The 23,377-nt window shown below is 62.7% G+C and carries 20 protein-coding genes and 1 pseudogene; 18 read left to right on the forward strand and 3 right to left on the reverse strand.

Annotated elements, in window-relative coordinates; all coding sequences use genetic code 11:
• Window positions 1–173: 173 nt before the first annotated feature.
• From GRS80_RS09965 to GRS80_RS09985, 5 genes are all read left to right on the forward strand, one after another.
• On the forward strand, window positions 174–1,631 hold the full coding sequence (locus GRS80_RS09965; RefSeq protein WP_235019709.1) for a PAS domain S-box protein: 1,458 nt from the start codon (window positions 174–176) through the stop codon (window positions 1,629–1,631).
• 276 nt (window positions 1,632–1,907) lie between these two features.
• The gene (locus GRS80_RS09970; RefSeq protein WP_160047435.1) at window positions 1,908–3,008 is read left to right on the forward strand and encodes a hypothetical protein; all 1,101 of its coding nucleotides are present in this window, start codon (window positions 1,908–1,910) and stop codon (window positions 3,006–3,008) included.
• A gap of 174 nt (window positions 3,009–3,182) precedes the next feature.
• Entirely contained in the window at window positions 3,183–4,892 is a 1,710-nt protein-coding gene (locus GRS80_RS09975; RefSeq protein ID WP_160047436.1) for a helix-turn-helix domain-containing protein, read from the forward strand.
• 99 nt (window positions 4,893–4,991) lie between these two features.
• Window positions 4,992–5,240 (forward strand): HalOD1 output domain-containing protein, encoded by a 249-nt coding sequence (locus tag GRS80_RS09980; protein WP_160047437.1) that lies wholly within the window; start codon window positions 4,992–4,994, stop codon window positions 5,238–5,240.
• Between the two features lie 74 nt (window positions 5,241–5,314).
• Window positions 5,315–5,542: a DUF5795 family protein gene (locus GRS80_RS09985; protein ID WP_149080559.1), complete on the forward strand. Its 228-nt coding sequence runs from the start codon at window positions 5,315–5,317 to the stop codon at window positions 5,540–5,542.
• A 9-nt stretch (window positions 5,543–5,551) separates the two neighbouring features.
• Here GRS80_RS09985 and GRS80_RS09990 read toward each other — a convergent pair whose 3' ends face one another.
• Window positions 5,552–6,418 (reverse strand): UbiA family prenyltransferase, encoded by an 867-nt coding sequence (locus tag GRS80_RS09990; RefSeq protein WP_343161522.1) that lies wholly within the window; start codon window positions 6,416–6,418, stop codon window positions 5,552–5,554.
• A gap of 113 nt (window positions 6,419–6,531) precedes the next feature.
• Between GRS80_RS09990 and GRS80_RS09995 the strand changes: the two genes are divergently transcribed.
• From GRS80_RS09995 to sucD, 3 genes are all read left to right on the forward strand, one after another.
• Window positions 6,532–7,050: an Rrf2 family transcriptional regulator gene (locus tag GRS80_RS09995; protein ID WP_160047439.1), complete on the forward strand. Its 519-nt coding sequence runs from the start codon at window positions 6,532–6,534 to the stop codon at window positions 7,048–7,050.
• A 340-nt stretch (window positions 7,051–7,390) separates the two neighbouring features.
• A complete protein-coding gene (gene sucC / locus GRS80_RS10000) occupies window positions 7,391–8,539 on the forward strand; it encodes an ADP-forming succinate--CoA ligase subunit beta (RefSeq protein WP_160047440.1) in 1,149 nt (382 codons plus the stop codon).
• Window positions 8,536–9,408: a succinate--CoA ligase subunit alpha gene (gene sucD, locus GRS80_RS10005; RefSeq protein WP_149080556.1), complete on the forward strand. Its 873-nt coding sequence runs from the start codon at window positions 8,536–8,538 to the stop codon at window positions 9,406–9,408. The genes sucC and sucD overlap by 4 nt, the downstream gene beginning before the upstream one ends.
• Before the next feature lie 176 nt (window positions 9,409–9,584).
• On the opposite strand, the gene GRS80_RS10010 is transcribed toward sucD, so the two are convergent.
• A complete protein-coding gene (locus GRS80_RS10010; protein ID WP_160047441.1) occupies window positions 9,585–10,520 on the reverse strand; it encodes a hypothetical protein in 936 nt (311 codons plus the stop codon).
• 221 nt (window positions 10,521–10,741) lie between these two features.
• Here GRS80_RS10010 and GRS80_RS10015 point away from each other — a divergent pair.
• From GRS80_RS10015 to GRS80_RS10050, 8 genes and pseudogenes are all read left to right on the forward strand, one after another.
• Window positions 10,742–11,035, forward strand: a pseudogene (locus GRS80_RS10015) (biotin synthase BioB); the annotation flags it as partial.
• A 64-nt stretch (window positions 11,036–11,099) separates the two neighbouring features.
• Window positions 11,100–12,335, forward strand: coding sequence for an aminotransferase class I/II-fold pyridoxal phosphate-dependent enzyme (locus tag GRS80_RS10020; RefSeq protein WP_160047442.1), 1,236 nt, complete (start codon window positions 11,100–11,102; stop codon window positions 12,333–12,335).
• 416 nt (window positions 12,336–12,751) lie between these two features.
• The gene (locus tag GRS80_RS10025) at window positions 12,752–14,506 is read left to right on the forward strand and encodes a 2-oxoacid:acceptor oxidoreductase subunit alpha (RefSeq protein WP_160047443.1); all 1,755 of its coding nucleotides are present in this window, start codon (window positions 12,752–12,754) and stop codon (window positions 14,504–14,506) included.
• Window positions 14,506–15,369: a 2-oxoacid:ferredoxin oxidoreductase subunit beta gene (locus GRS80_RS10030; protein ID WP_160047444.1), complete on the forward strand. Its 864-nt coding sequence runs from the start codon at window positions 14,506–14,508 to the stop codon at window positions 15,367–15,369. Before GRS80_RS10025 ends, GRS80_RS10030 begins: the two co-directional genes overlap by 1 nt.
• 296 nt (window positions 15,370–15,665) lie before the next feature.
• A complete protein-coding gene (locus tag GRS80_RS10035) occupies window positions 15,666–16,787 on the forward strand; it encodes a pyridoxal phosphate-dependent aminotransferase (protein WP_160047445.1) in 1,122 nt (373 codons plus the stop codon).
• Between the two features lie 305 nt (window positions 16,788–17,092).
• On the forward strand, window positions 17,093–18,058 hold the full coding sequence (locus GRS80_RS10040) for an NADPH:quinone reductase (protein WP_160047446.1): 966 nt from the start codon (window positions 17,093–17,095) through the stop codon (window positions 18,056–18,058).
• A gap of 181 nt (window positions 18,059–18,239) precedes the next feature.
• The gene (locus GRS80_RS10045) at window positions 18,240–18,896 is read left to right on the forward strand and encodes a TRIC cation channel family protein (RefSeq protein WP_343161523.1); all 657 of its coding nucleotides are present in this window, start codon (window positions 18,240–18,242) and stop codon (window positions 18,894–18,896) included.
• 112 nt (window positions 18,897–19,008) lie between these two features.
• Window positions 19,009–20,463 (forward strand): FAD-linked oxidase C-terminal domain-containing protein, encoded by a 1,455-nt coding sequence (locus GRS80_RS10050; RefSeq protein WP_160047447.1) that lies wholly within the window; start codon window positions 19,009–19,011, stop codon window positions 20,461–20,463.
• A gap of 9 nt (window positions 20,464–20,472) precedes the next feature.
• Here GRS80_RS10050 and GRS80_RS10055 read toward each other — a convergent pair whose 3' ends face one another.
• Entirely contained in the window at window positions 20,473–21,363 is an 891-nt protein-coding gene (locus GRS80_RS10055; RefSeq protein WP_160047448.1) for a pentapeptide repeat-containing protein, read from the reverse strand.
• Between the two features lie 192 nt (window positions 21,364–21,555).
• Between GRS80_RS10055 and GRS80_RS10060 the strand changes: the two genes are divergently transcribed.
• Together GRS80_RS10060 and GRS80_RS10065 are read left to right on the forward strand one after the other, a co-directional pair.
• The gene (locus tag GRS80_RS10060) at window positions 21,556–22,416 is read left to right on the forward strand and encodes a UbiA family prenyltransferase (RefSeq protein ID WP_160047449.1); all 861 of its coding nucleotides are present in this window, start codon (window positions 21,556–21,558) and stop codon (window positions 22,414–22,416) included.
• 257 nt (window positions 22,417–22,673) lie between these two features.
• Window positions 22,674–23,123 carry a pyridoxamine 5'-phosphate oxidase family protein gene (locus GRS80_RS10065; protein ID WP_160047450.1) on the forward strand — a complete coding sequence of 150 codons (450 nt, stop codon included), beginning with the start codon at window positions 22,674–22,676 and terminating at the stop codon, window positions 23,121–23,123.
• The last annotated feature ends 254 nt before the right edge of the window (window positions 23,124–23,377 follow it).

Genomic DNA, 23,377 nt, shown 5'->3' on the forward strand with positions numbered 1-23,377 from the left:
GATCCGACTTCTAGTCTAGTTAAAGTGACTATTTAGACGCTAGTGACTACACCGCGATAGGTCGGAGCTAATTTCGAAATCGTGCAACGGGCTATACTACAGAGAAAACGTTCGTCGAACTAGTTGCGCGTCTGACTGGCCAACGGATTGAACAAAAACGGTACGAACAGGAACTGCAGGCACGGAGTCGCCATCTCGAACGCGAACGGGACCGGTTCAAAGCAATCGCGGACACGACCTCTGACCTCCTCTTCAGATTCGACCTCGAGGGACAGTTCACCTACGTCTCGTCTGCGTCTGAGCGAATTTTGGGTTACGAACCCGAGGAGATGATCGGTGAGCCGTTTACGACGTTCAACACCGAGCGATCGGCCGAGCGTGCGCTGGCTGCGTTCGAATCTATTCTCGAGGGAGACGATATCGACGCTGTCGAACTCGAACTAACCACGGCAACGGGCGACACGGTCGTGCTCGAAGTGAATGGGACTCCAGAAACGGAAGATGGAGAAATTGTCGGTGTACATGGCGTGGGGCGTGACATCACCCAACAGAAGAAGTCCCAACGCGAGCTCGAACTCAAAAACAAAGCGATCGACGAGGCACACGTCGGGATCACCATCGCCGATGCCCAACAGCCGGAGAATCCGATCGTGTATGCGAACCGAGGGTTCGAGCAAATAACGGGCTACGATCCCGCCGACGTAACTGGTCGGAGTTATCGCTTTCTGCAGGGTGAACAAACCGATCCCACAGCGGTGACGAAGCTACGAGAGAGCATCGAAGCGTGTGAACCAACCGTCGTGGAACTCGTAAATTACCGCAAGGACGGAGTTCCGTTTTGGAACGAGGTTCGGGTCGCGCCGGTCAAAAACGAGGCAGGTGTTGTGACACATTTCCTCGGCATTCAGAACGACGTTACTGGTCGGAGACGGCAAGAGCACCTGGTCAGAGTACTCAATCGAGTGCTTCGTCACAACCTTCGCAACGACATGCAGGTGATTACGGGTCTCTCTCACCTTCTCGAAACCGATGACGATACGACGCCCGCCGAAATCGGAAGCGACATTCGAAACGTCGGTGAGGAGTCGATCGAACTCGGCGAACGCGCACGAGAACTGGAAGACGCTGCCTCTCGGGACGTGAAACCGTCACGACTCGATCCAGACTCGTTGCTGACAGAGATTGCCTCACGGTACCGAGAACAGTTCCCACGCGTAGTAATCGATACGGACGTACGCACCGAGAAGGATATCTGTGCTGGTAGTGAGATCACCGGTGCAGTTTCGGAACTCGTCGAGAATGCAGTAAAGCACAACACGTCTCGGGAGCCTCGCGTCGAAATCGAACTCGTCGACGATGGCGAGTGGATCGTGCTGTCCGTCGAAGACAACGGGCCTGGTATCGACGAAATGGAAGCGAACGTGATTTCCCACGGCGAAGAACGAGACCTGGAACACGGATCCGGTCTGGGACTCTGGTTAGTGAACTGGTGTGTAACTCGATACGGCGGATCGTTCGACGTTCACCCGAAGAGCGGTACTGGTTCCTGTGCGACTATTCGTCTGCCAGCGATAGAGGCAGATCAGACAGTTGCAGATGCGTCGAAGCGACCGACTGTTTTGTTCTGGTAGGACCAACTTCATACATCCGATTACCTACTCAGTATGATTTTTGTTTGTTATTTTCGAAGTGATTTCGGTCCGTTCCGTGGTGGTGCCGGCTGTCCCCGCGGGCGGGAAGTGGATCGATCGCGGACGGGTTGCCGTCGGTCGCCGCCGATGTCAACGCCGGACCACCCCTCGAGAACGCTGTCGCCGTCGATTTATCTTGGCTCGCTGACGAATGGGGAACGTTTGGACGGATCTGTGAGAACCCTCTTTCAATACCTCGGTCATGCTTCGAGTGCAATGATCCGGAACAAACTACCCGCAGTCGCACTCGCAATGGTGCTCGTGATGGCCGCCGTCGCACCCGCTGCGGCGGCCGGCGAGGCGACCGCCGAGGAATCGATGACGGTCACGATCGAAACGACCGAAGAGCAGACGCTGGCAACGATCGAACGGTCCGGCTCGGCCGCCACCGGTGCGGATGTCACCGTTTCCGCGGTCGGTAACGGAAGCGCTGAAGCGGCCGGAACGTACGAGTCCGACGCCGAGGGGACCGTCGTCCTGCCGACCCCCGACGTCGACGAGACGGTCGCGTTCGAGATCGACACCGACGATGCCGCCGTCTCGGGCGTCGTGACGCTGTCCGCCTACCACGGCGAGGAGCGTACGATCACCATCGAACTCGAGGGCGAAGGCTCCGCCTCGAGCGAGGCAGGGAACGACGACGATGAGGCATCCGACGAATCGGAGAGCGACGACGCCGATGAGTCGGGAAGTGACGACGTCGATGAGTCCGAAGACGAGACCGAAGCAGACGAGTCGGAGAACGACGACAACGGCGACTCCGACGAATCACAGGCCGACGAGGTCGACGAAGACGGTGGCTTCGCCGCCTGGATCAGCTCGACGTTCCAGAGCACGGTCAGCGTCTTCACCTCGAGCGGATCGGCTGAGGCGGACGCCGAAAGCAGCGCATCCGTCGAGTCGGGTGCCGACGAGGCTAGCGACGGGGCTTCCGACGATGACGAGGACCGAAGTGACGACGGATCCTCGGCCGAAGCCGGTGGCTCCTCGAGTGCCGACGTCGATGCAGACGTCGACGACGGCGTCAGTACGGAAGCCGAGAGCGAAACCAGCGTCGAGGTCAGCACCGGCGACGCAGACGAAGACGAGAGAGACAATGACGAGGGCGCTGATGACGGATCCTTGGCTGAAGCCAGCGGTTCCTCGAGCGTCGACGTGAGCGGCGAGTCCGATGGCGTCGGAGTCGACGTCGACTCCGAGGCCGAAAGCGAGGGCAACCTCGAGGTCGGTAGTGACGATGGTGCTGATGAGAACGACGAGGACGCGTCGGCGGCGAGCGAGACCGAGGGAGAGACTGGGGCCCACGCGAGCGGGTGACGCCCCCACACACACCTCGAATCGAGAGATTGACCCGCTCCGTGTGAACTGTTATCCCTCCCACTCGACGAACGTCTTACTTCGATTTCGGTCTACGTGTTACTGATTCGTCCAAAAACGACTTTCTGTTGGAACGTAATTTCCCCTCACGAGGAAGAACATCGGGTGAAACGAATGCGAGTAACCCAAACACTCGTTATCGTATCAGTTATTTGCCTTCTATTCGCCGCTCCAGCGAGTGCGTTCGGAGCGCAGGCGGGCGTCGCGTCACTCGAGACGAGTGACGTCACTGACGAGGACGACACGGTCGCAACGGACGACGGTGATATCGACGATACAGACACTGACGACACGGATACCGACGGAGATACGGACGACTTCGATACCGAGATCGGCAGTGATACGGACGGCACAGACACCGAGGCCGATTCCGACGATACCGATAGTGGAACGGACGACGGAGATACTGACTCCGACGACGTCGACACTGACGACACTGACGCTGATGCGGACGGTGACACCGACGCTGGTACGGATACCGTCACAGACGGCGACACTGACGACAGTAATTCCGACGCCACGGATGCGGGGGTCATCGATACGGACGCCACGGATACCGACTCCTCCGGGACGACGGATGGAGCCGCTACCGACGGTTCGGGTCTCGACCCCATCGACTCGACGACTGACGACGACTCCGATTCGATAGCGACCAGTGAGAGCGACGACGTCGACGAGACGATCGAGACACTCGAGGCCGACCTCGAGGCGATTCTCTCGAACGAGAGTGCGAACCGAACCGCCGAAGAGCTCGAGACCGACCTCGAGGAGATTCTTTCGAGCGAGAGTACGAACGAAACCGACGAGGCGATTCGGACGGCGGTCGACGAGTTGCTTTCGGAGGTGGATCGAGTCGACGTTTCGGGGACGCTCTCGGAGGACGATCGTGTCAACGTCTCGATCGAGGATTCGATTTCGGCGAACGGATCGATTGAAAACCCGTCGTCCGTGGACGCCGAACTGAACGCCACGACGAGTGCCGACGCCGACAGCGAACGACTGGAATCCACTGCATCCGAACGGACGGATACCGCCGACGAGTCGACGGACCGGACGGCGTCCGAACCGAGCGACGACGACTCTGGGGGCGGATCAGTTCCCAGCTCTGGCGCCGGTGCTGGCGTCGCGATCGGTGCCGGTGCAGCGGGCGCTGCCCTCGTGGCTCGACGAGTGGGGACGACTGCACTCCTTTCGGCGGGCTCGGTCGGCGGTGGGGGTGGATCACTGCTCTCGACGGCGACGGCGGTGCTTCGTGAGTGGGCGACGCGACTGTTCGCCCTGCTTGGCTATCAACGGTTCAGCGACGACGACCCCCTCGAGCACGAGACGCGTTCGGCGATCTACGACCACGTTCGGGACTCTCCTGGCACGTATCTCGCGGAAATTGGCGAGGAGACTGACGTCCCGATGCAGACCGCGCGATACCACCTCAGAATTCTCGAGTTCGAGAATCTGATCTCGCGAAAGAGCATCCGGGGCCGTCGCCGCTACTTCCCGATCGGATCCGAGTCGGACGAACTCGACGCCGCGCTCAACGACGAGCCGACGGCCGCCGTCCTCCATGCGTTGGCTACCGAAGGGCCAGATTCGGTTAGCGGTCTGGCAGAGACGCTCGATCGTGATCCGAGCACCGTGACTCACCATCTCGAGCGTCTCGAGGAAGACGGTCTCGTCGAACGCGAACGGGAGGGGCGTTCGGTCGTCAATCGATTGGCCGTGGACGTCGAGGGGATGCTGGCTGGCGATGAGGGTGTGGAGACACCGTCCGGTCCCGGTTCCGGTCCCGTTGGGCCCGATGTGACCGCCGGCGAGGGTGCTGATTGATCCGGGACGATCTCCTCGAAGTGTGGTTGCGACGAGGGGTCGTCCCGATGCAAAACGATATCGAAATCTATTAACACCTGAATGTGGCGATTGGTGTCAATGAAACGGGTCCAGGAACTCGAGTCCGCCGGGATCTGTGAACGGATCGTCGCCGAAGTCGCGAAACTCGAGGACGTCGACCCCGTTGCACTCCCGCCACTCTACCGGACGATCGATCCCGATGCACTGTCGTCGATCTTCGCGGAGACCCAACGCGGAACCGACCGGACTGGTCGGGTCGTGTTTCGGTACGCGGGATACGACGTCACGGTCGAGTTCGGAACCACGACCGTCGTGACGATCGAATAGCTCGACTTCTCACCGACGGCCCGACCCGCATCTCCCTGGAAACGCTTAGGACGATGGCGTTCGCAGTACGACTCGTGAGCGAAAATCGCGTCGTTCAGGGGCGAATGGTCACCGCAGAGACGCTCGCGGAACTGATCGAGGGAGAGCCGGTGATGGAGGCCGAATCCATCTCGGAGGCCGATCGCGACTGCCCGGATTGCGGGGGTGACGTTCTGTCAGTGGGGTACATGCCGTCGGTCACCGCCTTCGTCGTCGGCCAGAAGTGCCAGGACTGTTCGTGGAGTGACACCGATCGAGACTGATCGTACCAGCTACCAGACGAGCCACTCGCAGACGAGGACGACCGCGGCGAGAAAGACGTGTTCGCCGTCGACGACGAACCCGTAGAACAGCGGCCCACGATCCGCCGTCGCGAACGGAACGTAACAGAGGACGTAGCCGTTCATCGCGAGGACGACGAGGTACCGACTCGGGAGCACGCTCGACGCGACGAGGGCGAGGACTGCCGCGGCGACGACGACGGTTGCGGCCGCCGAGAGGAGACGTGTTCGACGGGGGCCGACCGTGTTGGGGACGGTTGCGATCCCCTCCGCGCGGTCGCCTGCGATGTCTTTGACGTCGAAGACGACCGCCGCGATGGTGATCATCACGCCGACGTACCCGGCGAGAAAGAGGATCTCGACGCTCGGGAGCTGCCCGTAGTAGTAGCCGACGCCGAGCGGGATCACCGCCCAAGCGAATCCGACGAAACAGTTCTTGACGAGGAAGACGCGTTTGATGCCGACCGAGTAGGCGACTGCTACCGCGGCCGGGAGGAGCAAGTACACCGCACCGGATATTCCGAGGACGACGGCGACCGCGATCGCACCGACGTAGAGGACCGACCCGACCGCGAGCCAGAGTCGACCGTACCGTTTCGTAAACGATGCACGCGCCGGAACGTTTCGTTCGTCTTCCTCGAGGTCCGTGATTCGGTTGATGCTGTAGACGAACATCGTCGCGGCGAAGACGATAAACAGCGGGAAGGGATCGAACGGCAGGTCCGTGAGCGAGACCGTCGTAATCGCGACGCTGACCGTCGCGAGCGAGATGAAGACGTTCGTATGGACCAGCGTGCGGAGTACGGTCCGTATCGATGAGAGCCATCGCAGCCGAGATCCGTCACTTTCAGTTGTCACGTCGGTTCCGTCCGTTGTCGTTTCCGTTCGAGTACGTAGCGACTGGACGGACTTGGCAATTATGTTGTCCCTGCGCCGCACTCTTTACTGTGGCCCACGAATCGCCGGTAACGATGGTAACGATCGATCTGACGAGCAGCCAGCGGGCGATCCTCACCGCGCTGGTCAACGGCTATCAGGGTGAGGAATCTCCCGTGCCGGCGAAGACGATCGCCGAGACGATTGACCGAGAACCGCGAACCGTCCGCAACCAGATGTCGAGTCTCAACTCGCTCGGACTCGTCGAAGGAGTTCCCGGCCCACACGGCGGGTACGAGCCGACCGACGCGGCCTACGATATCCTCGATCGACGTCCGGTCGACAACCCCGAAACGGCGGTTCTCGCGCGCGAGTTCGACCGAGTCGATGCGGTCGTCGACGGTATCACGTTTACGAACGTCCATCACCCGGAGCTCTGTCGAGCGAGAATTCGATTTCAGGAGTCGGTTCAGACGCTCGGGGAAGGTGATGCGATCGCGATCGGAGCGATACCCCACGTCGGTCTGTTGATCGCCGGCGAAATCGAGGCAGTCGAACCGTCTCGAAACCACGTCTTGCTCAACGTTGCGCGACTCGAGACTCCCGGTTCGTAGCCAACTGCGCTAGCGTTTCGGACTGTCTTCGGTTCTATACGGTTCTCGTCGGCGTTTATCGTGTTTCTGTGCCGAATCGAGAGACAGCTACGACAGACGGGGAGCAGAACCCGTCGGTTAGCGACGATACTCCCTATCGGATCCGGCCGGGAGATACCGATGAGTCCGGACGACTGGGCGCGTTTGTCCCGTCGACGTTGAAATACTGTTTGGAACCGCCCGAATAGTCGTGATTGTTCGCACAGATGTCGGTATCGGAGTTGAGACTCGGCGGCTGAATCGGAAAGCGAGTGGAAACTAACAGGATTTAAGCAAGGTGGGAACCGCCGTTCGAATGGCTATGAAACTCCACGAATATCAGGCGAAAGACGTCTTCGCCGACGCCGGGATTCCGACGCCGGCGTCAGCACTCGCCTCCGACGTCGACGGCGTCGTCGCCGCGGCCGAGGAGATCGGGTATCCAGTCGCGATCAAAGCGCAAGTACAGGTCGGCGGCCGTGGGAAGGCCGGCGGCATCGAACTCGTCGACGACGAAGACGAAGCACGCGAGGCGGCCGACACCATCCTTGGGATGGATCTCAAGGGCTATCACGTCGGACAGGTCCTCGTCGAGGAAGCGGTCGACTTCACCGACGAACTCTACGTGGGGATCACGATGGACCGCGGTGCGGGGAAACCCGTGGCGATGGTCTCGACGAAAGGTGGCGTCGACATCGAGGAGGTCGCCGAGGAAGATCCTGACGCGATCGCACAGGAACACATCGACCCGTCCTTCGGCATGCACCCCTACCAGGCGCGGAAAGCCGTCTACGATGCCGGCGTCGACAGCGCCGTCGCTCGTGACGTCTCGAGCGTGCTCACCACGCTCTACGATCTCTGGACGAGCCGCGACGGCTCCGACGCCGAGATCAACCCGCTGATGGTCACCGCCGACGATGAGGTCATCGCGGCCGACGCCGTGATGAACATCGACGAAGACGCGCTGTTCCGCCAGCCCGAGTTAGCGGAAATGGAAGAGGAGGCCGCGAGCGGCGACGAACTCGAGCAGAAAGCCGACGAGTACGACTTCGACTACGTTCGCCTCGAGGGGAACACGGGTATCATCGGTAACGGTGCGGGCCTCGTCATGACGACGCTCGACCTCGTCGACCACTACGGCGGCGAACCCGCGAACTTCTTGGACGTCGGTGGCGGCGCGAAAGCGGACCGGATCGCGAACGCGCTCGATATGGTGTTCTCGGATGACAACGTGGATAGCGTCGTCTTCAACATCTTCGGCGGCATCACCCGCGGTGACGAGGTCGCCAAGGGGATCAACGAGGCACTCGAGCAGTTCGACGAGATTCCGAAGCCGGTCGTCGTCCGCCTCGCTGGGACGAACTGGGAAGAAGGGATGGAGATTCTCAACGAGGACCTCGTGACGGTCGAACAGACCCTCGAGGATGCAGTTCAGCGTGCCGTCGAGTACGCTGCGGAGGTGGAAGCATGAGTGTGTTAGTCGACGACGAGACGCGCGTCGTGGTACAGGGTATCACCGGCGGGGAAGGCAAGTTCCACGCCGAACAGATGATCGAGTACGGCACCAACGTCGTGGCCGGCGCGGTCCCCGGCAAGGGCGGTCAGGAAGCCGCCGGCGTTCCGGTGTACGACACCGTCGACGAGGCCGTCGAAGCGGAGGACGCAGACACCTCCGTCATCTTCGTCCCACCGGCGTTCGCGGGCGACGCCATCTTCGAGGCGCTCGACACCGACCTCGAGTTGGCGGTCGCGATCACGGAAGGCATTCCGACTCAGGACATGGCGCGAGTCAACAAGCGTCTCACCGAGACCGACACGCGACTCATCGGTCCGAACTGTCCTGGTCTCATCACGCCCGGCGAGGCCAAACTCGGCATTCTCCCCGGCAACATCTTCGCCGACGGCAACGTCGGACTCGTCTCCCGTTCGGGGACGCTGACCTACCAGGTCGTCGACAACCTGACCAACCGCGGCATCGGTCAGACCACTGCGATCGGTATCGGCGGCGACCCGATCATCGGCACCGACTTCGTCGACGCCCTCGAGTTGTTCGAAAACGACGACGAGACCGAAGCCATCGTCATGTGCGGTGAGATCGGCGGCGAAGACGAAGAGGAAGCGGCCGCGTTCATCGACGAGCACGTCGACACGCCCGTCGCCGGCTTCATCGCCGGCCGAACCGCGCCGCCGGGCAAACGTATGGGTCACGCCGGTGCGATCGTCTCCGGCTCCGGGACCGGCACCGCAGAGAGCAAGATTTCGGCGCTCAACGACGCTGGCGTCCCCGTCGGTGACACTCCCGAGGAGGTTGCCGACCACATCGAAGAGTTCCTCTCGTAGACGCCCGACGACGCTCGCGTTCTTCTTTCGCGCCGTCGACGTCCGATCGATCCCAGTCGGTAGGCTCTCTCGGTACTCGAGTCTGGTTTTTGGTGGCTACGATGGTGTGTCAACGACGTTCACGAGAGGGATTCGAGCAGGGTCGGGGCGGCCCCGTCGTCCATGACCGGTGGGGCCTAAAAGAGGCTCGCGAGCTTCGCGCGGAGTCGACCGAAAAAGCCCGTCGGGACGTCGTCCGCGTCCTCCGGCCAGTCGGATTCGGTACTGGGCTCGCTGGTCGAGTCGCCATCCGATTCGTCCGTCTCCGTCGGGTCGGCGTCGGCTTCCGACCTGGTGGATCTGGTGGTCTCCTCGGAGTCGCTGTCCGCGAACCCGATCCCTTCGGGTTCGATGTCCGAAAACTCCGGCTCGGCGGGTTCGATTTCACCCACTTCGGGCTCGTCCGGTTCGTCTTCCGACTCGTCGGCTGCGAACGGGCTCGACTCGCTCGAGTCCGTCGAGGCACCGTCCGAACTGATCGATCGATTGCCCTCATCGGGTCTGGCGTTCGTCTCGAGGACCGACCGCTGGGTCTCGGTTGCGGGCTCGTCGTTCGAGTCCGTGGACTCGATCGCACCTGCGGCGTCTTCGGCCACGTCGCCCTCGGCTGTCGACTCCGCCGATCGGTCGTCGGTTGAAGGGGGTGCGTCCGACGGGGAGTCGTCCGAGTCGTTCACGCCGGCGGAGTCGCCGGCGTCGATCCAGAGGAACTCCTCACCTTTCGTCCGCTCGGTCAACAGGAGGTTCGTCAACGCCTCCTCGTCGGCGAGCAGGTCGTCGTCGACCTCCGGCTCGGGTTCGGGTTCGTCCGCGCTCGCGATGATGTCCTCGGGACTCTCGTCGGCGAGCAACTCGTCGGTTCCGGAGCGATCGACTTCGTCTTTGAGCTGTCCGAAGACCGTCGCGGCGGTCTGGTCTTCGACGCCCTGGTCGTCCTCGGACTCGCCGTCGTCGTCTCGGTCGACGTCGGTCTCGAGGGGCTCCTCCGCGATCTCCCCGAACAGTTCGTCGGCGCTCGAGCCGATGTCGAACCCGCCGTCGCCCGGTTTGTTTTCGATCGTACTGTCGGTCATGGACTCGCTCTCTACCACTACATTATCACAGATAATTAAGTTTTGGAATTTTTTCAGTCACGTTACCTGAGAGACGGAGTGTATTAACGTGTCGGCCGATTTCGGGTTCTCGACCGAACACTAGTTGACGAACGACCACTTTTCGGAAGTTTCCTGTATCATACGTCGGATACGGGCGTGCAACGATCGGTCGCGGTCGGTCGGTGGCAACGAGCCAGCGATCAGAGTTGGTTTTCGTCATTGCACTCGCGGTCTACCGACTGCTCCACCCCGACGCGCGCGTTCGTCTCACTGGCGGTCACGAGGTCGCGTTCGACGCCGACGAGCAACACCTGCCCCTCGAGGCCGGTGCCGACGGCCTTCTCACCGGCGATTATCTCACGACCGGCGGACAGTCCGCGGTAGCGGATCTCGATGTCGTCGACCGTGCGGGTCTCGAGCCAAACCGGGAGGTGAACGCGTTCGACCCCGACGAGATACGGGCGCGAGGGGCCACATCTTCGGACGACGATTGACGGACCCCGCCCGCTCGATCGGAACCGTGAAAGTGAAACGGCGGCGATGACTCCGTTCACCCGAATGGAAGACCGCGGGTTTGACCTCGAGGATCGGCTGGCTGACCTCGGGGAAAAACGGAGGCTATCGCCCGCCGACAGGGTCGCCGAACGGGGGTACTTCGCGGAGCCCACCGGCGGCGAACTTCCGGTGCTCGAGTCGGCCGAGGCGCTGGTGTTCGGTTCGAACAACTATTTGGGCCTGACCGACGACCAGCGCGTACAGGACGCAGCCAGACAGGCCGCTGCGACGGTCGGGACCGGTGCCGGTGCGAGTCGACACGTGACCGGTGATACGATGGTCCACCGTGACGTCGAGCGGCTTCTCGCGGAGGTAAACGGCTGCGAACGGGCGCTTGCGTTTCCGTCCGGATACGCGGCGAACGTCGGGACGATTACAGCCCTCGAGCCGGATGTCGTCTTCGCCGACGAGTCCAACCACGCGAGTCTCGTCGACGGCTGTCGGCTCGCGGGCTGTGAGACGATCGTATACGACCACTGTGACGCCGACGACTTGCGATCGAAACTGGTCGAGCGAGTCGAACAGCCCGACGGGGTCGTCACCGATGGCGGCGACGAATCCTGGCTGATTCTTACCGATTCCGTCTTCGCCGCCGACGGCTCGGTCGCGCCCCTCGAGACGATCTCTGACCTCGCGACGGAGTTCGGCGCGTGGGTGATGGTCGACGAGGCCCACGCGACGGGCTTGTACGTCGACGGCGGTGGAATCGTCCAGGCAGAGGGTCTCGAGGATCAGGTTCACGTTCAGATGGGTGTCCTCTCGGCGGCGCTGGCCAGCCAGGGTGGGTACATCGCTGGAAGCGACGCACTGATCGAGTACGTACTCGCTCGTGCGCGCCCGTTCGTTCACTCGACGGGGCTGGCACCGCCGGCGGCGGCGGCTGCGAGTGAAGCGTTGCACCTCGCGCGCCACAGCGACGCACGCGAACGACTCTGGGAGAACGTCTCCCACCTGCGAGACGGACTCGAGACGATGGGGTTCTCGGTATCCGGAGAGTCACAGATTCTCCCGGTCACTCTCGCCGACCACGAGGATGCACACGCACTCGTCAGAGAGCTTACCGAGCACGGCATCGTCGTTCCACCGGTGGTTCGACCGCCCACAGGGCCAACGACAGCCGACCACGGCGACGCCCAGTCCGTCGTCCGACTCGTTCCCATGGCGACACACGACCGGGATGATATCGTCGCCTGTCTCGAGACACTCCAGGACGCCAGCGAACGGGTTGGACTCCCCTGATCGAGTCGATCGGGTTCCGTCTGTGATCGGTCGGGACGGATCATAGCGGTCCGTGCCAGTCGTCGAACGGCGTTGTACGCTGCTCGAGAGGCTGCTAGTGCGCTCGAGTGCGATCGATGAGTGATCGTCTCACCGACTACGAACGGTCGCTACGAACGACGTGTCTATCCCGTCGCTGACTCGAATGAAACTGACGGGAACGACATTCTACCCAGCTTATATACTGCAGATATACACGGGATCCATTCCGAAACTGACCGTGCTTTGGTTGTTGTGCGAGGATGTGGTGGCGTCTAGATCAACTGTTACAGCGAGATCGAACGCTCCGATTCTCGATCGACGTATCAGAAATAATTGCGGTCGTCGATTGGGGTTTCAGAAGCCTTTTCATTTACTGGGGGCAAGTTCGCCTTAACATGGCTGAGGATCTCAACTGGGCGATCGGAGGCGAGGCTGGCGACGGTATCGACTCCACCGGAAAGATTTTCGCTCAGGCCCTTTCCCGAGCCGGACGGCACGTGTTCACGTCGAAAGACTTCGCCTCACGGATCCGCGGCGGCTACACCGCCTACAAGATCAGGACCTCGGTCGAGGACGTCCAGAGCGTCGTCGATCGCCTGGACATCCTGGTCGCGTTGACCCAGCGAACCATCGACGAGAATCTCGACGAACTCCACGAGGGAAGTGCCGTCATCTACGACGGCGAGCGTTCGTGGGAGGCAGAGATTCCCGACGAAATCACCGCGGTCGACGTCCCCCTCAAATCGCTCGCGGAGGACGCGGGCGGGGCGATCATGCTCAACGTCGTCGCGCTCGGGGCGGCGTGTGAACTCGTCGGCTTCGACGTCGAGTACTTGGACGAGGCCCTCGAGAAGCGCTTCGGCGGAAAAGGCACGAAGATCGTCGAGAACAACAAACAGGCGGCCCGGCTGGGCCAGGAGTACGTCCAGGAGAACTACGATCTCTCTCATCTCGAGTACGACCTCGAGACGACCGACAACGATTACGTTCTCCTCAACGGTAACGAAGCGATCGGAATGGGTGCGATCGCTGCTGGTTGCCGGTTCTACGCGGGGTATCCGATCACCCCTGCGACCTCTATCATGGAGTATCTGACCGGACGGATCGAAGAGTACGGTGGTCACGTCGTCCAGGCAGAAGACGAGTTGTCGGCGATCAACATGGCACTCGGCGGCGCTCGAGCCGGTGCCAGAGCGATGACCGCAACCTCCGGGGCCGGGATCGATCTCATGACCGAGACGTTCGGGCTGGTCGCGACCAGCGAGACGCCGCTGGTCATCACCGACGTGCAACGCTCCGGCCCCTCGACCGGGATGCCGACGAAACAGGAGCAAGGCGACCTGAATATGGCGCTGTACGGTGGTCACGGTGAAGTCCCACGGTTCGTCATTACGCCGACAACCATTCCGGAGTGTTTCTGGAAGACCATCGAAGCGTTCAACATCGCCGAGAAGTATCAGACACCGGTCTTCCTGATCTCCGATCTGGCGATGTCGGTTACCGAACAGACCTTCGAACCCGAGACCTTCGATATGGACGCTGTCGAGATCGATCGCGGCAAACTCGTCGACGACGACAGCGTCGACGAGTGGCTCGACGCACAGGGTCGGTTCCGGGCCCATGCTGTCACCGACGACGGCGTCAGTCCGCGTGCGATTCCCGGTACGACCGACGGTGCACACATGTCCACCGGCTTGGAGCACGACGAACTCGGTCGCCGGACGGAAGACGAAGACGAGCGGGTCCGGCAGGTCGACAAGCGCAACCGAAAGGTCGAGACGGCCAAAGAGCAAGAGGAGTGGGATTACCGCGAGTTCGGCGACGAAGACGCGGACAACCTCGTCATCTCGTGGGGGTCGAACGAAGGGGCGCTCGTCGAAGCCCTCGAGTATCTCGAGGACGAAGGGATCGACGTGCGCATCATTTCGGTTCCGTACATCTTCCCCCGTCCGGATCTCACCGAGGAGATCCAGGCTGCCGACGAGACGATCGTCGTCGAGTGTAACGCGACCGGCCAGTTCGCGGATATCATCGAACACGACGTCCTCGAACGCGTAAAACGGATCAACAAGTACACGGGTGTCCGTTTCAAGGCGGACGAACTCGCAGTAGAGATTACCGAAAAACTCTCCGAGGAGGTACCAGCATAATGAGCTCCGACGTTCGATTTACCGACTTCAAATCCGACAAGCAACCGACCTGGTGTCCCGGCTGTGGTGACTTCGGGACGATGAACGGCATGATGAAAGCCTTAGCCGAGACCGGCAACGACCCTGACAACACGTTCGTCGTCGCCGGGATCGGCTGTTCCGGAAAGATCGGGACCTACATGCACTCCTACGCGCTCCACGGCGTTCACGGACGTGCGCTGCCGGTCGCGACGGGCGTGAAGATGGCCCGTCCGGACATCGAGGTCATGGCCGCCGGCGGAGACGGTGACGGTTACTCGATCGGTGCCGGTCACTTCGTCCACGCCGTCCGCCGGAACGTCGACATGTCCTACGTCGTCATGGACAACCGCATCTACGGGCTGACGAAGGGACAGGCCTCGCCGACCTCGCGGTCGGACTTCGAGACCTCCACGACGCCCGAAGGACCGAAACAGCCACCGGTCAACCCGCTCGCCCTCGCGCTCGCATCGGGCGCTTCCTTCATCGCCCAGTCCTTTGCGTCCGACGCGCTTCGCCACCAGGAGATCGTCCAGAAAGCGATCGAACACGACGGCTTCGGCTTCGTCAACGTCTTCAGCCCCTGTGTCACGTTCAACGACGTCGACACGTACGACTACTTCCGCGACTCGCTGGTCGACCTCGAGGAGGAGGGCCACGATCCGAACGACTACGAGGCCGCAAAGGAAGTGATCCTCGACAACGATAAGGAGTACCAGGGCGTGATGTACAGAGACGAGAACTCGGTTCCGTACCACGAACAACACGGCGTCACCGAGAACATGGCCGAGATCCCCGACGGCGCGCCCGAGGACGCGATGGACCTCGTCCGCGAGTTCTACTGATACGGATTGCTGTAACGATGTACCGGCGCAACCGTCGCTCGGGTCGCGGTTGCGCCGGAAATGACGTACAGTAAACCGTATGAATCGGCCCGCCGACTCGATTCTTGCCGAGTTCGCGACTGATTCTCTCGACGACGAGTCACAGCCGTTGCACCCGAAGCACGCACGGTTCGTCAATCCGGTTGTATTATTGTCGTACGTGTTGGGAACAAACCACACAACCGTTGTGAATCGATGCGCTCGGATGGACGGTAGACACATCAAAAGTTATCGGGGTTGGCCACACTCATCTAAGCATGACGGAGTTTGCCAACCGGGTCGAGCAGGTATCGATCAGCGGTATTCGGGAAGTGTTCGAGGCTGCGGGCGAGGACGCGATCAACCTCGGTATCGGCCAGCCCGATTTCCCAACGCCTTCACACGCTCGGCAGGCGGCGATCGAGGCGATCGAAAACGGTCGGGCCGACGCTTACACGTCGAACAAAGGGACACAGAGCCTTCGGGAGGCCATCTCTACGAAGTACGATCGCGAGTACAGCCTCGAGATCGATCCCGAAGACGTGATCGCCACGTCGGGCGGCAGTGAGGCGTTACACCTCGTCCTCGAGGCCCACGTCGATCCGGGCGAGGAAGTGATCATCCCCGATCCGGGATTCGTCTCCTACGACGCGCTGACCCACATTGCCGGTGGGACGCCGAAACCGGTCCCGCTGCGGGACGATCTGACGCTCGATCCGGCAACCGTCGAGGAGGCGATCACCGACGACACGGCGGTTTTCGTCGTCAACAGCCCTGCGAATCCCACCGGAGCCGTCCAGAGCGAAGCGGATATGCGCGAGTTCGCCCGCATCGCCGACGAACACGACGTGCTCTGTCTTTCCGACGAGGTGTACGAACACATCGTCTTCGAGGGCGAACACCACTCGCCGATGGCGTTCGCCGAGACGGACAACGTCGTCGTCGTCAGCGCCTGCTCGAAGACGTACTCGATGACCGGCTGGCGACTCGGCTGGGTAGCTGGATCGAATCGGCGGATCGAGCGCATGCTCCGGGTCCACCAGTACGGACAGGCCTGTGCCTCCGCGCCCGCCCAGTACGCCGCCGAGGCAGCCCTGACTGGCCCGCACGACCCCGTCGACGAGATGGTCGACACCTTCGAACGCAGACGCGATCTCGTCCTCGACGGCCTCGATGATGCCGGCCTCGAGGTTCCGACACCGTCGGGGGCGTTCTACGTCATGCCGAAGGTTCCCGACGGCTGGTGTGACGAGGTGCTCGAGCGTGGCGTGGTCGTCGTCCCCGGCGACGCCTTCGGTGCAAACGGTGAGGGATACGCCCGTCTCTCGTATGCCACCAGTACGGAGGACCTCAAGGAGGCCCTCGAGATCATCGACGACGCGACGACCGCCGTTCGGTAGCTGCCACACACCAGGTTTCCGGTAAAAATAACGAGTTCTGTCGGTTAATTTCTTCCAGCTACCCTGTGTGCTCTCCTCTCATACTGACTGCTGTAAGTCCGTACCGGGGCAACCGCACCTCGCCTTGCGGTTGCCCCGGTAAATAGTTACAGCAATCCGTATCAGTGGTGCTATCGGCCCGTCGTGAGGAACTCCTCGCGGGTCGTCTCGCAGACTGCCTCGAGGTCGTCGTGGCTCCGCTGGTGATCGACCCGTCGACAAGTGCACGTATTCTTATGCCGACGGAATCCGTCTCCCCGAACGACATGCGCGCTGTACGCCTCCACGAGCACGGCGATGCGGACGTACTGGGAGTCGACGAGATCGATCAGCCGGAACCCGGCGAGGACGAACTCCTCCTCGAGGTGGCCGTGGCGGGCGTCAACCCCGTCGACACCTACTTCCGGGACGGGTCGTACGAACCCGTTTCCCTCCCCTTCACGCCCGGCGTCGACGTCGCCGGCGTCGTCGCCGACCTCGGGACCGAGGTCGAGGACTTCGAGACCGGTGACCGGGTGTACGGAACCGGGATCGGAAACGCCACCGAGCAGGGCGCCTACGCCGAGTACGCGACGATCCCTACGGATCGCGTCGTCCACCTCCCCGACGGCGCGGATCTGACCGAAGCCGGCGGTGCGGGTGTCGCCGCCGTCACCGCCTGGCGGGCGCTGATCGACCACGCCGACCTCGAGCCAGCCGAGTACTGTCTCGTCCACGGCGGCTCCGGCGGTGTGGGACACGCGGCGGTCCAGATCGCAAACGCCGTGAGCGCCCGCGTCATCACGACCGCCGCCGAGGAGTACCACGACGATCTCGAGGCGCTGGGCGCCGAGACGGTCCTCGACTACGGCCGGGACGATCTCGCCGACGCGGTGCTCGAGGCCTCCGACGGCGGCGTCGACGTGATCCTTGACCACCGCCTCGACGACTACCTCCAGTTCGACGCGGACGTCGCCGCGACCGGTGCGCGCGTCGTCGGCATCGGCGAGAACAGTCCCGACCCGGCGTTTACGAACGACGGTATCGCCCGCTCGAAGGACGTCTCCTACCAGTTTATGAGTATGTTCAACACGCCGGATCTGCGGGTGCCGCTGCGGGGCGTCGCCCATCTCATGGACGTCGGCGCGCTCTCGATCGACGTCTCGAGAGAGTACGACCTCGAGGAAGCGGCCGACGCCCACCGCGACGTGATGACCGAGAGTTTCCTCGGGAAACTCGTCCTCGAGCCCTGATCCATGCTCGGCCGCACTACGATTCGTCCAGTATCTCCCGGTAGCCTCCGCGGGCGGCCTCGACGTGGTCGTCGGTCACGTCGCCGACTACGGGTTCGATGGTGATCGCGGGACGGCCCCACCGGTACAGCGTCCGTTCAATGCGTAGCGCTCAAGAAACTCTGCTTCGTAGGCCACCGCAGTGAGTCAGGACGCGTTCACCGTACTATTCGGTGATCCATTCGCCGTGATGAACACGATCGGGTTGGTCGCGTTCGCACTCGTCGGTTCGTCGAAGGCGATCCGTGAGGAGTTCGACGTGTTCGGCGTCGCCATCGTCGGACTTGCCATGGCGTTTGCCGGTGGCGTCACGCGCGATCTCTTCGTGGCGCGAGTCCCGCTGGCATTACAGTCGCCGATCGAAATCAGTCTCGGGCTACTCGGAGTTGGATTGGCGATCGTCCTGAGCGTCGTTCTGTCGTCGCCGGAACGCCATCCGGTAACGCTCGTCTCCGACGCTATCGGGCTCGCCGCCTTCGCTACGACTGGTGCGATTGTCGCAACTGAGGTGGGTGTTTCCGCGTTTGGTGTCGTTGCGATTGCAACGATCAACGCCGTCGGTGGTGGCGCGTTTGCGGACATTCTTCTTGACCGCGCTCCGTTTATCCTCTTCGAGGATTTCTATGCAACCTGTGCAGTCTTGGGCGGAAGCGCTTACTGGCTCGTTGGATCGATCGGAGGTGCCGAGAGTACGGCTGCGGTCGTGTGTGCTGTCGTGACCGTCGTGACTCGGCTGGTTGCGGTCACGTACAACTGGAACCTCCCCACGGTGCAGCATTGTGAACTGTTGGACAAATAACCAGTAACGACGCTCCGTGCAGCGGTATTGACTCTGGTTTACTGATGGTATCGTGAGCTGCCCTCGCAGTCCGACGCGAACGTTTGATACGTGTCCTCTACAACGGTCCGCTATGCAATACGACTGTTCGTTCCTCGAGGACCTCGACCTCGCGGACGACCAGCTATCGTTCACCGAGACGAGACGAGAGACACACGCCGCCGACTGGGGGGCGGAACAGCAGGGCCGAGCGGTCCTCCCGGACGCCGTCGTCTGGCCCGAGTCCACCGCAGACGTCTCGGCAGTCCTGGCGGCGGCGACCGACCGCGGCGTTCCAGTGACCCCCTACGCGGCGGGGACCGGCCTCGAGGGGAATGCGGTACCGGCCCACGGCGGCGTCAGCCTCGATCTCACCCGAATGGACGCCGTCGTCGACTACCGACCCGAGGACTTCCAGATCGACGTCGGCCCCGGCGTCATCGGCGACGACGTCGACGAACACGTCGCCCGCGACGGCCTCTTTTTCCCGCCACTTCCGTCCTCCGGCGATATCTCCACGATCGGCGGGATGATCGCGACCGACGCCAGCGGCATGCAGACCGTCAAGTACGGCGAGGTCGCCGACTGGGTGCTCGGCCTCGAGGCGGTGCTCGCCGACGGGACCGTGATCGAGACCGGCACGCGGGCGGCGAAGACCTCGAGCGGCTACAACCTCACCGATCTCCTGGTCGGCAGCGAGGGCACGCTCGCGGTCGTCACCGAGGCGACGCTCGAGCTCGCCGGGCGTCCGGAACAGATCCACGGCGGCCGGGCCGTGTTCGGGACGCTCGAGGACGCGACCGGGGCGATCGCCGAGGCGATCCGCACTGAGGTCGACGTCGCCCGGATCGAACTGCTCGACGCCCTCAGTGCCCGGATGACCAACGCCTACCTCGACACCAGCCTGCCGGACGCGCCGACGGTCTTTCTCGAGTTTCACGCCAATCACGGTATCGACGAGGAGATCGCGCTCTGTCGGGCGATCTTCGAGGAGTACGGCGCCGAGCGCGTCGAGACGAGCGCAGACCCCAGCGAGATGGCCGACCTCTGGGAGGCCCGCCGGGAGATCGCCTTCGCCGTCGACAGCTACGATCCCGACCTCGTCCCCTTCCACCCCGGCGACGTGACGGTACCGATCAGCGCCTATTCCGAGATCGTTCGCGAGACGAAACGAATTTCCGAGGCACACGACGTTCTCACGCCCTGCTACGGCCACGCGGGCGACGGGAACCTCCACTACAGCCCCCTCGTCGACTACGACGACCCTGACTCCGTCGAGCGCGGGAAAACCGTCTACCGGGCCGTCGTCGAACGAGCGCTCGAGATGGGCGGCACCGTCACCGGCGAACACGGCATCGGCGAGGGAAAACGCGAGTACCTAGCGGTCGAACACGGGGACGGCGCGGTCGACGCCATGCGCGCGGTCAAGCGCGCGTTCGATCCGACGGACACGCTCAACCCCGGAAAGATCTTCCCCGAAACGCTCGAGGGTGAGCGAGTTCGTGACGGGGGCGTCGTCGCCGAGGCCGACCGAGGCGGCGGTCGGTGAGCGTCTCGGCTACCACTCGGAGCCGTCGTGCCACGTCGCCCCGGAGAGATCGGCACCCGACGTTGTCGTGCTCCTGAGGTTCGCGTTCTCGAGGTTCGCCCCGGAGAGATCAGCGTCGGTGAAATCCGCGACCGAGAGATCGGCTCCTTCGAAGTTCGCTCCCGAGAGGGTCGCCTCGGAGAAGTCCGCCCTCGTGAAATCGCTCTCGGCGAGGTCGACGCCCGGCATCTCCATTCCGGAGAGGTCGGTCTCCGAGAGGTCGACACGTCTCGCCGTGATTCCGGCGAACGTCACGTCTTCGATCACCGCGTCCTCGACGGTCGCATCCGACAGCGTGGCGTCGGTGAAGTCGGTGCCAGACAGCGTGGCGCCCGAGAGGTCGCAATCGGAGAGGTCGGCACCCGAGAAGTCGGCGTCCGTCAGATCCGACCCGGAGAGATCGCCGTCCTCGAGGACGACGCCGGAGAGGTCGTCACCGACGAAGTTTCGCCCCGAGAGGTCGGCTCCGGCGTAGTTCGCCCCCTCGAGTGTCGCCGCCGAGAGCGCGCTCACGAGGAGGTCGGCCCCGGAGAGGTCCGCTCCGGAGAGGTCCGCGCCGGAGAGGTCGGCCAGGAAGAAGTTCGCGTCCCTGAGGTCGGCGTTCGAGAGGTCGGCGTCGGTGAGATTGGCTTCCGTGAAATCGGCTCCCGACAGATCACAGCCCGAGAGGTCGGCATCGGAGAGGTCAGCTTCCGGTTCGACCGTGTAGCCGTTACACTCCACCGGTTCGACCTCCGCGCTCGCGAGACAGCCCGCCAGCGCGACGGCGGCTCCCGTCGTGCCAGCGGCTCCGAGTCGCTCGAGCAGTCGTCGCCTGGACGTCCGTGATTCCGTCGGCCGGCGGTCGCGATCGAATTGCATGAGTTGGGAGGGCGGGTTCGTCGTCGATGAGAGAACGTGGGCCATCTCCCAAGTTAGTTCCGGTCGACGACGCGGCCGGTTCCGGTGGAGGCGTTGGGAACCCTCGCTCGGAGCACGATGGGTGGTCCGCTCGTGACACGGTGGCTGATTTCTCCTGTGTGATTTATGTCTCACCTCGTCGTCACGACTGGTATGTCCCTGGTTCGTGGCGGCTCCGGCCTCGAAGCGACGGCGCGGGCGTTCTGGTCGCAGGTCCACCCCGTGTTCATGCTCCCGCCGCTTGCGGCGTCGCTGTTCGGGGCGATCCTCGCCGGATCAGTCGATCCGCCGGTCGCCGCCGTCCACGTCGGCGCGATGTTCACGGCGGTCTACACCGCACACGTCAAGGACGGCTACGTCGACTTCCACGTTCGGGGGGAGGACGACGATCATCCACTGACCGAACGGGGCTGTCGGGTCGGCCTCGTCGCCTCGACGGCTGCGTTCGCCGGTTGCTGTCTCCTGCTCGCCGCGCTAGCCGATCTGCTCGCGGTCGCGCTCACGGCCCCGACGTGGCTTATCGCCTATTATCACGCGCCACAGCTCGATATGCACCCACTCTCGGCGACGACGGGCTACCCGCTCGGCATCGCGCTGGCGGTTCTCGGCGGCTTTGGGGCCCAGACCGGAACGTTGACACCGGTTCCGGTGGGCTTCGCGCTCGTCTTCCTCGTCTTGCTCTCCGGGATCAAGGTGATCGACGACGCCCAGGACTACGAGTACGACCGCTCGATCGCCAAACGGACGGTCGCCGTCGTCGTCGGGCCGGCGCGTGCGTACGGCGTCGCCTACGGGCTGATGATCGTCGCCCTGCTCGTCGTCGTCGCGCTCGTCGCCGCTCGCGTCTTCCCGCCCGGCGCCGTGGTGGCCGCGCTCGCGTTCGCCGCGGTCGCCGCAGTCGCACGCCGGGCCGGCCCGGAACTCGCGACGATGTTGCTCATCCGCGGCTCGTATATCTTCCTCGCGGTCCTGGTCGCAGCGGTGTGGTTCGAACCGCTCTCGAGAGTCGGGTGAGCGTGACTCGGGGACGAGTCGACGACGCACAGCCCCTCGAGTGTGCCAGTGGCCACCGCGTCCGAGGCTGCGTCGCGTTGCGGTGGTGAATTGGTCAATTGGGCGCTTTTCGACTGCCGGCTACTCTGTCAGCTGAGATCTGTGTTCTCTTCGCTCTGTGTGATGCCGTCGACCGGGCGATCGAATTCGTTCTCCGTAACCGACCGGTCTCGTTGGTGGGTAAATCATTTTACATCCTGGGTAGCGAACCATGCGGTATGACCGAGTTTCGCGGTCCGTGGACAGGTGACGATGTGGAAACGTTTCTTCAGGACGCGAGAGTTCCAATTCGCCTTGCCACTCGAAAACCGGACGGGGCGCTCTGGATCGTCCCCCTCTGGTACCGCTTTCGCGACGGGTGCTTCGAGTGTGCGACCGGAGCAAACGCTCATCTCGTGGAGTTTCTGCGCGCCAACTCGGACGTCGGGTTCGACGTATCGACGAACGATATTCCATACCGCGGCGTGCGAGGGAGTGGAACAGCGACGCTCACGGCGGACGAGGATTCGACTGTGCTACGGGAACTCATCGACCGATACCTCGATGGAACGGATTCAGCCCTCGCAGAACGGCTTCTCGACGACGACCGAGAGGAGGTTCGAATTCTGATCGAACCTGATCAGATCTACAGCTGGGACTATACCGAGCGAATGAGCGACGTTTCTTGATACGGACTGGAACGCTCTCTCGTTTGATACGCAAGCTCCTCCAAGACCAGGTCCTCGAGATTCTGATCGAGGGTCACTGACACCTCTAGTACCAACCGCACCGATGGACACACTGATCGTCGACACGGCTGGCGGTCGCGTGTGCAACGACGATGGGTGACTACTGTGAAGTACCGCGGGGGCAAGCCCCGCGGCTTCACCGTTTTGACCGCACGTCCCAAAACGGGCCGTGCTGTCGCAGGCGAATTTAATTC

Source organism: Natrialba sp. INN-245, from assembly GCF_009807105.1.
GTDB lineage: Archaea > Halobacteriota > Halobacteria > Halobacteriales > Natrialbaceae > Natrarchaeobius > Natrarchaeobius swarupiae.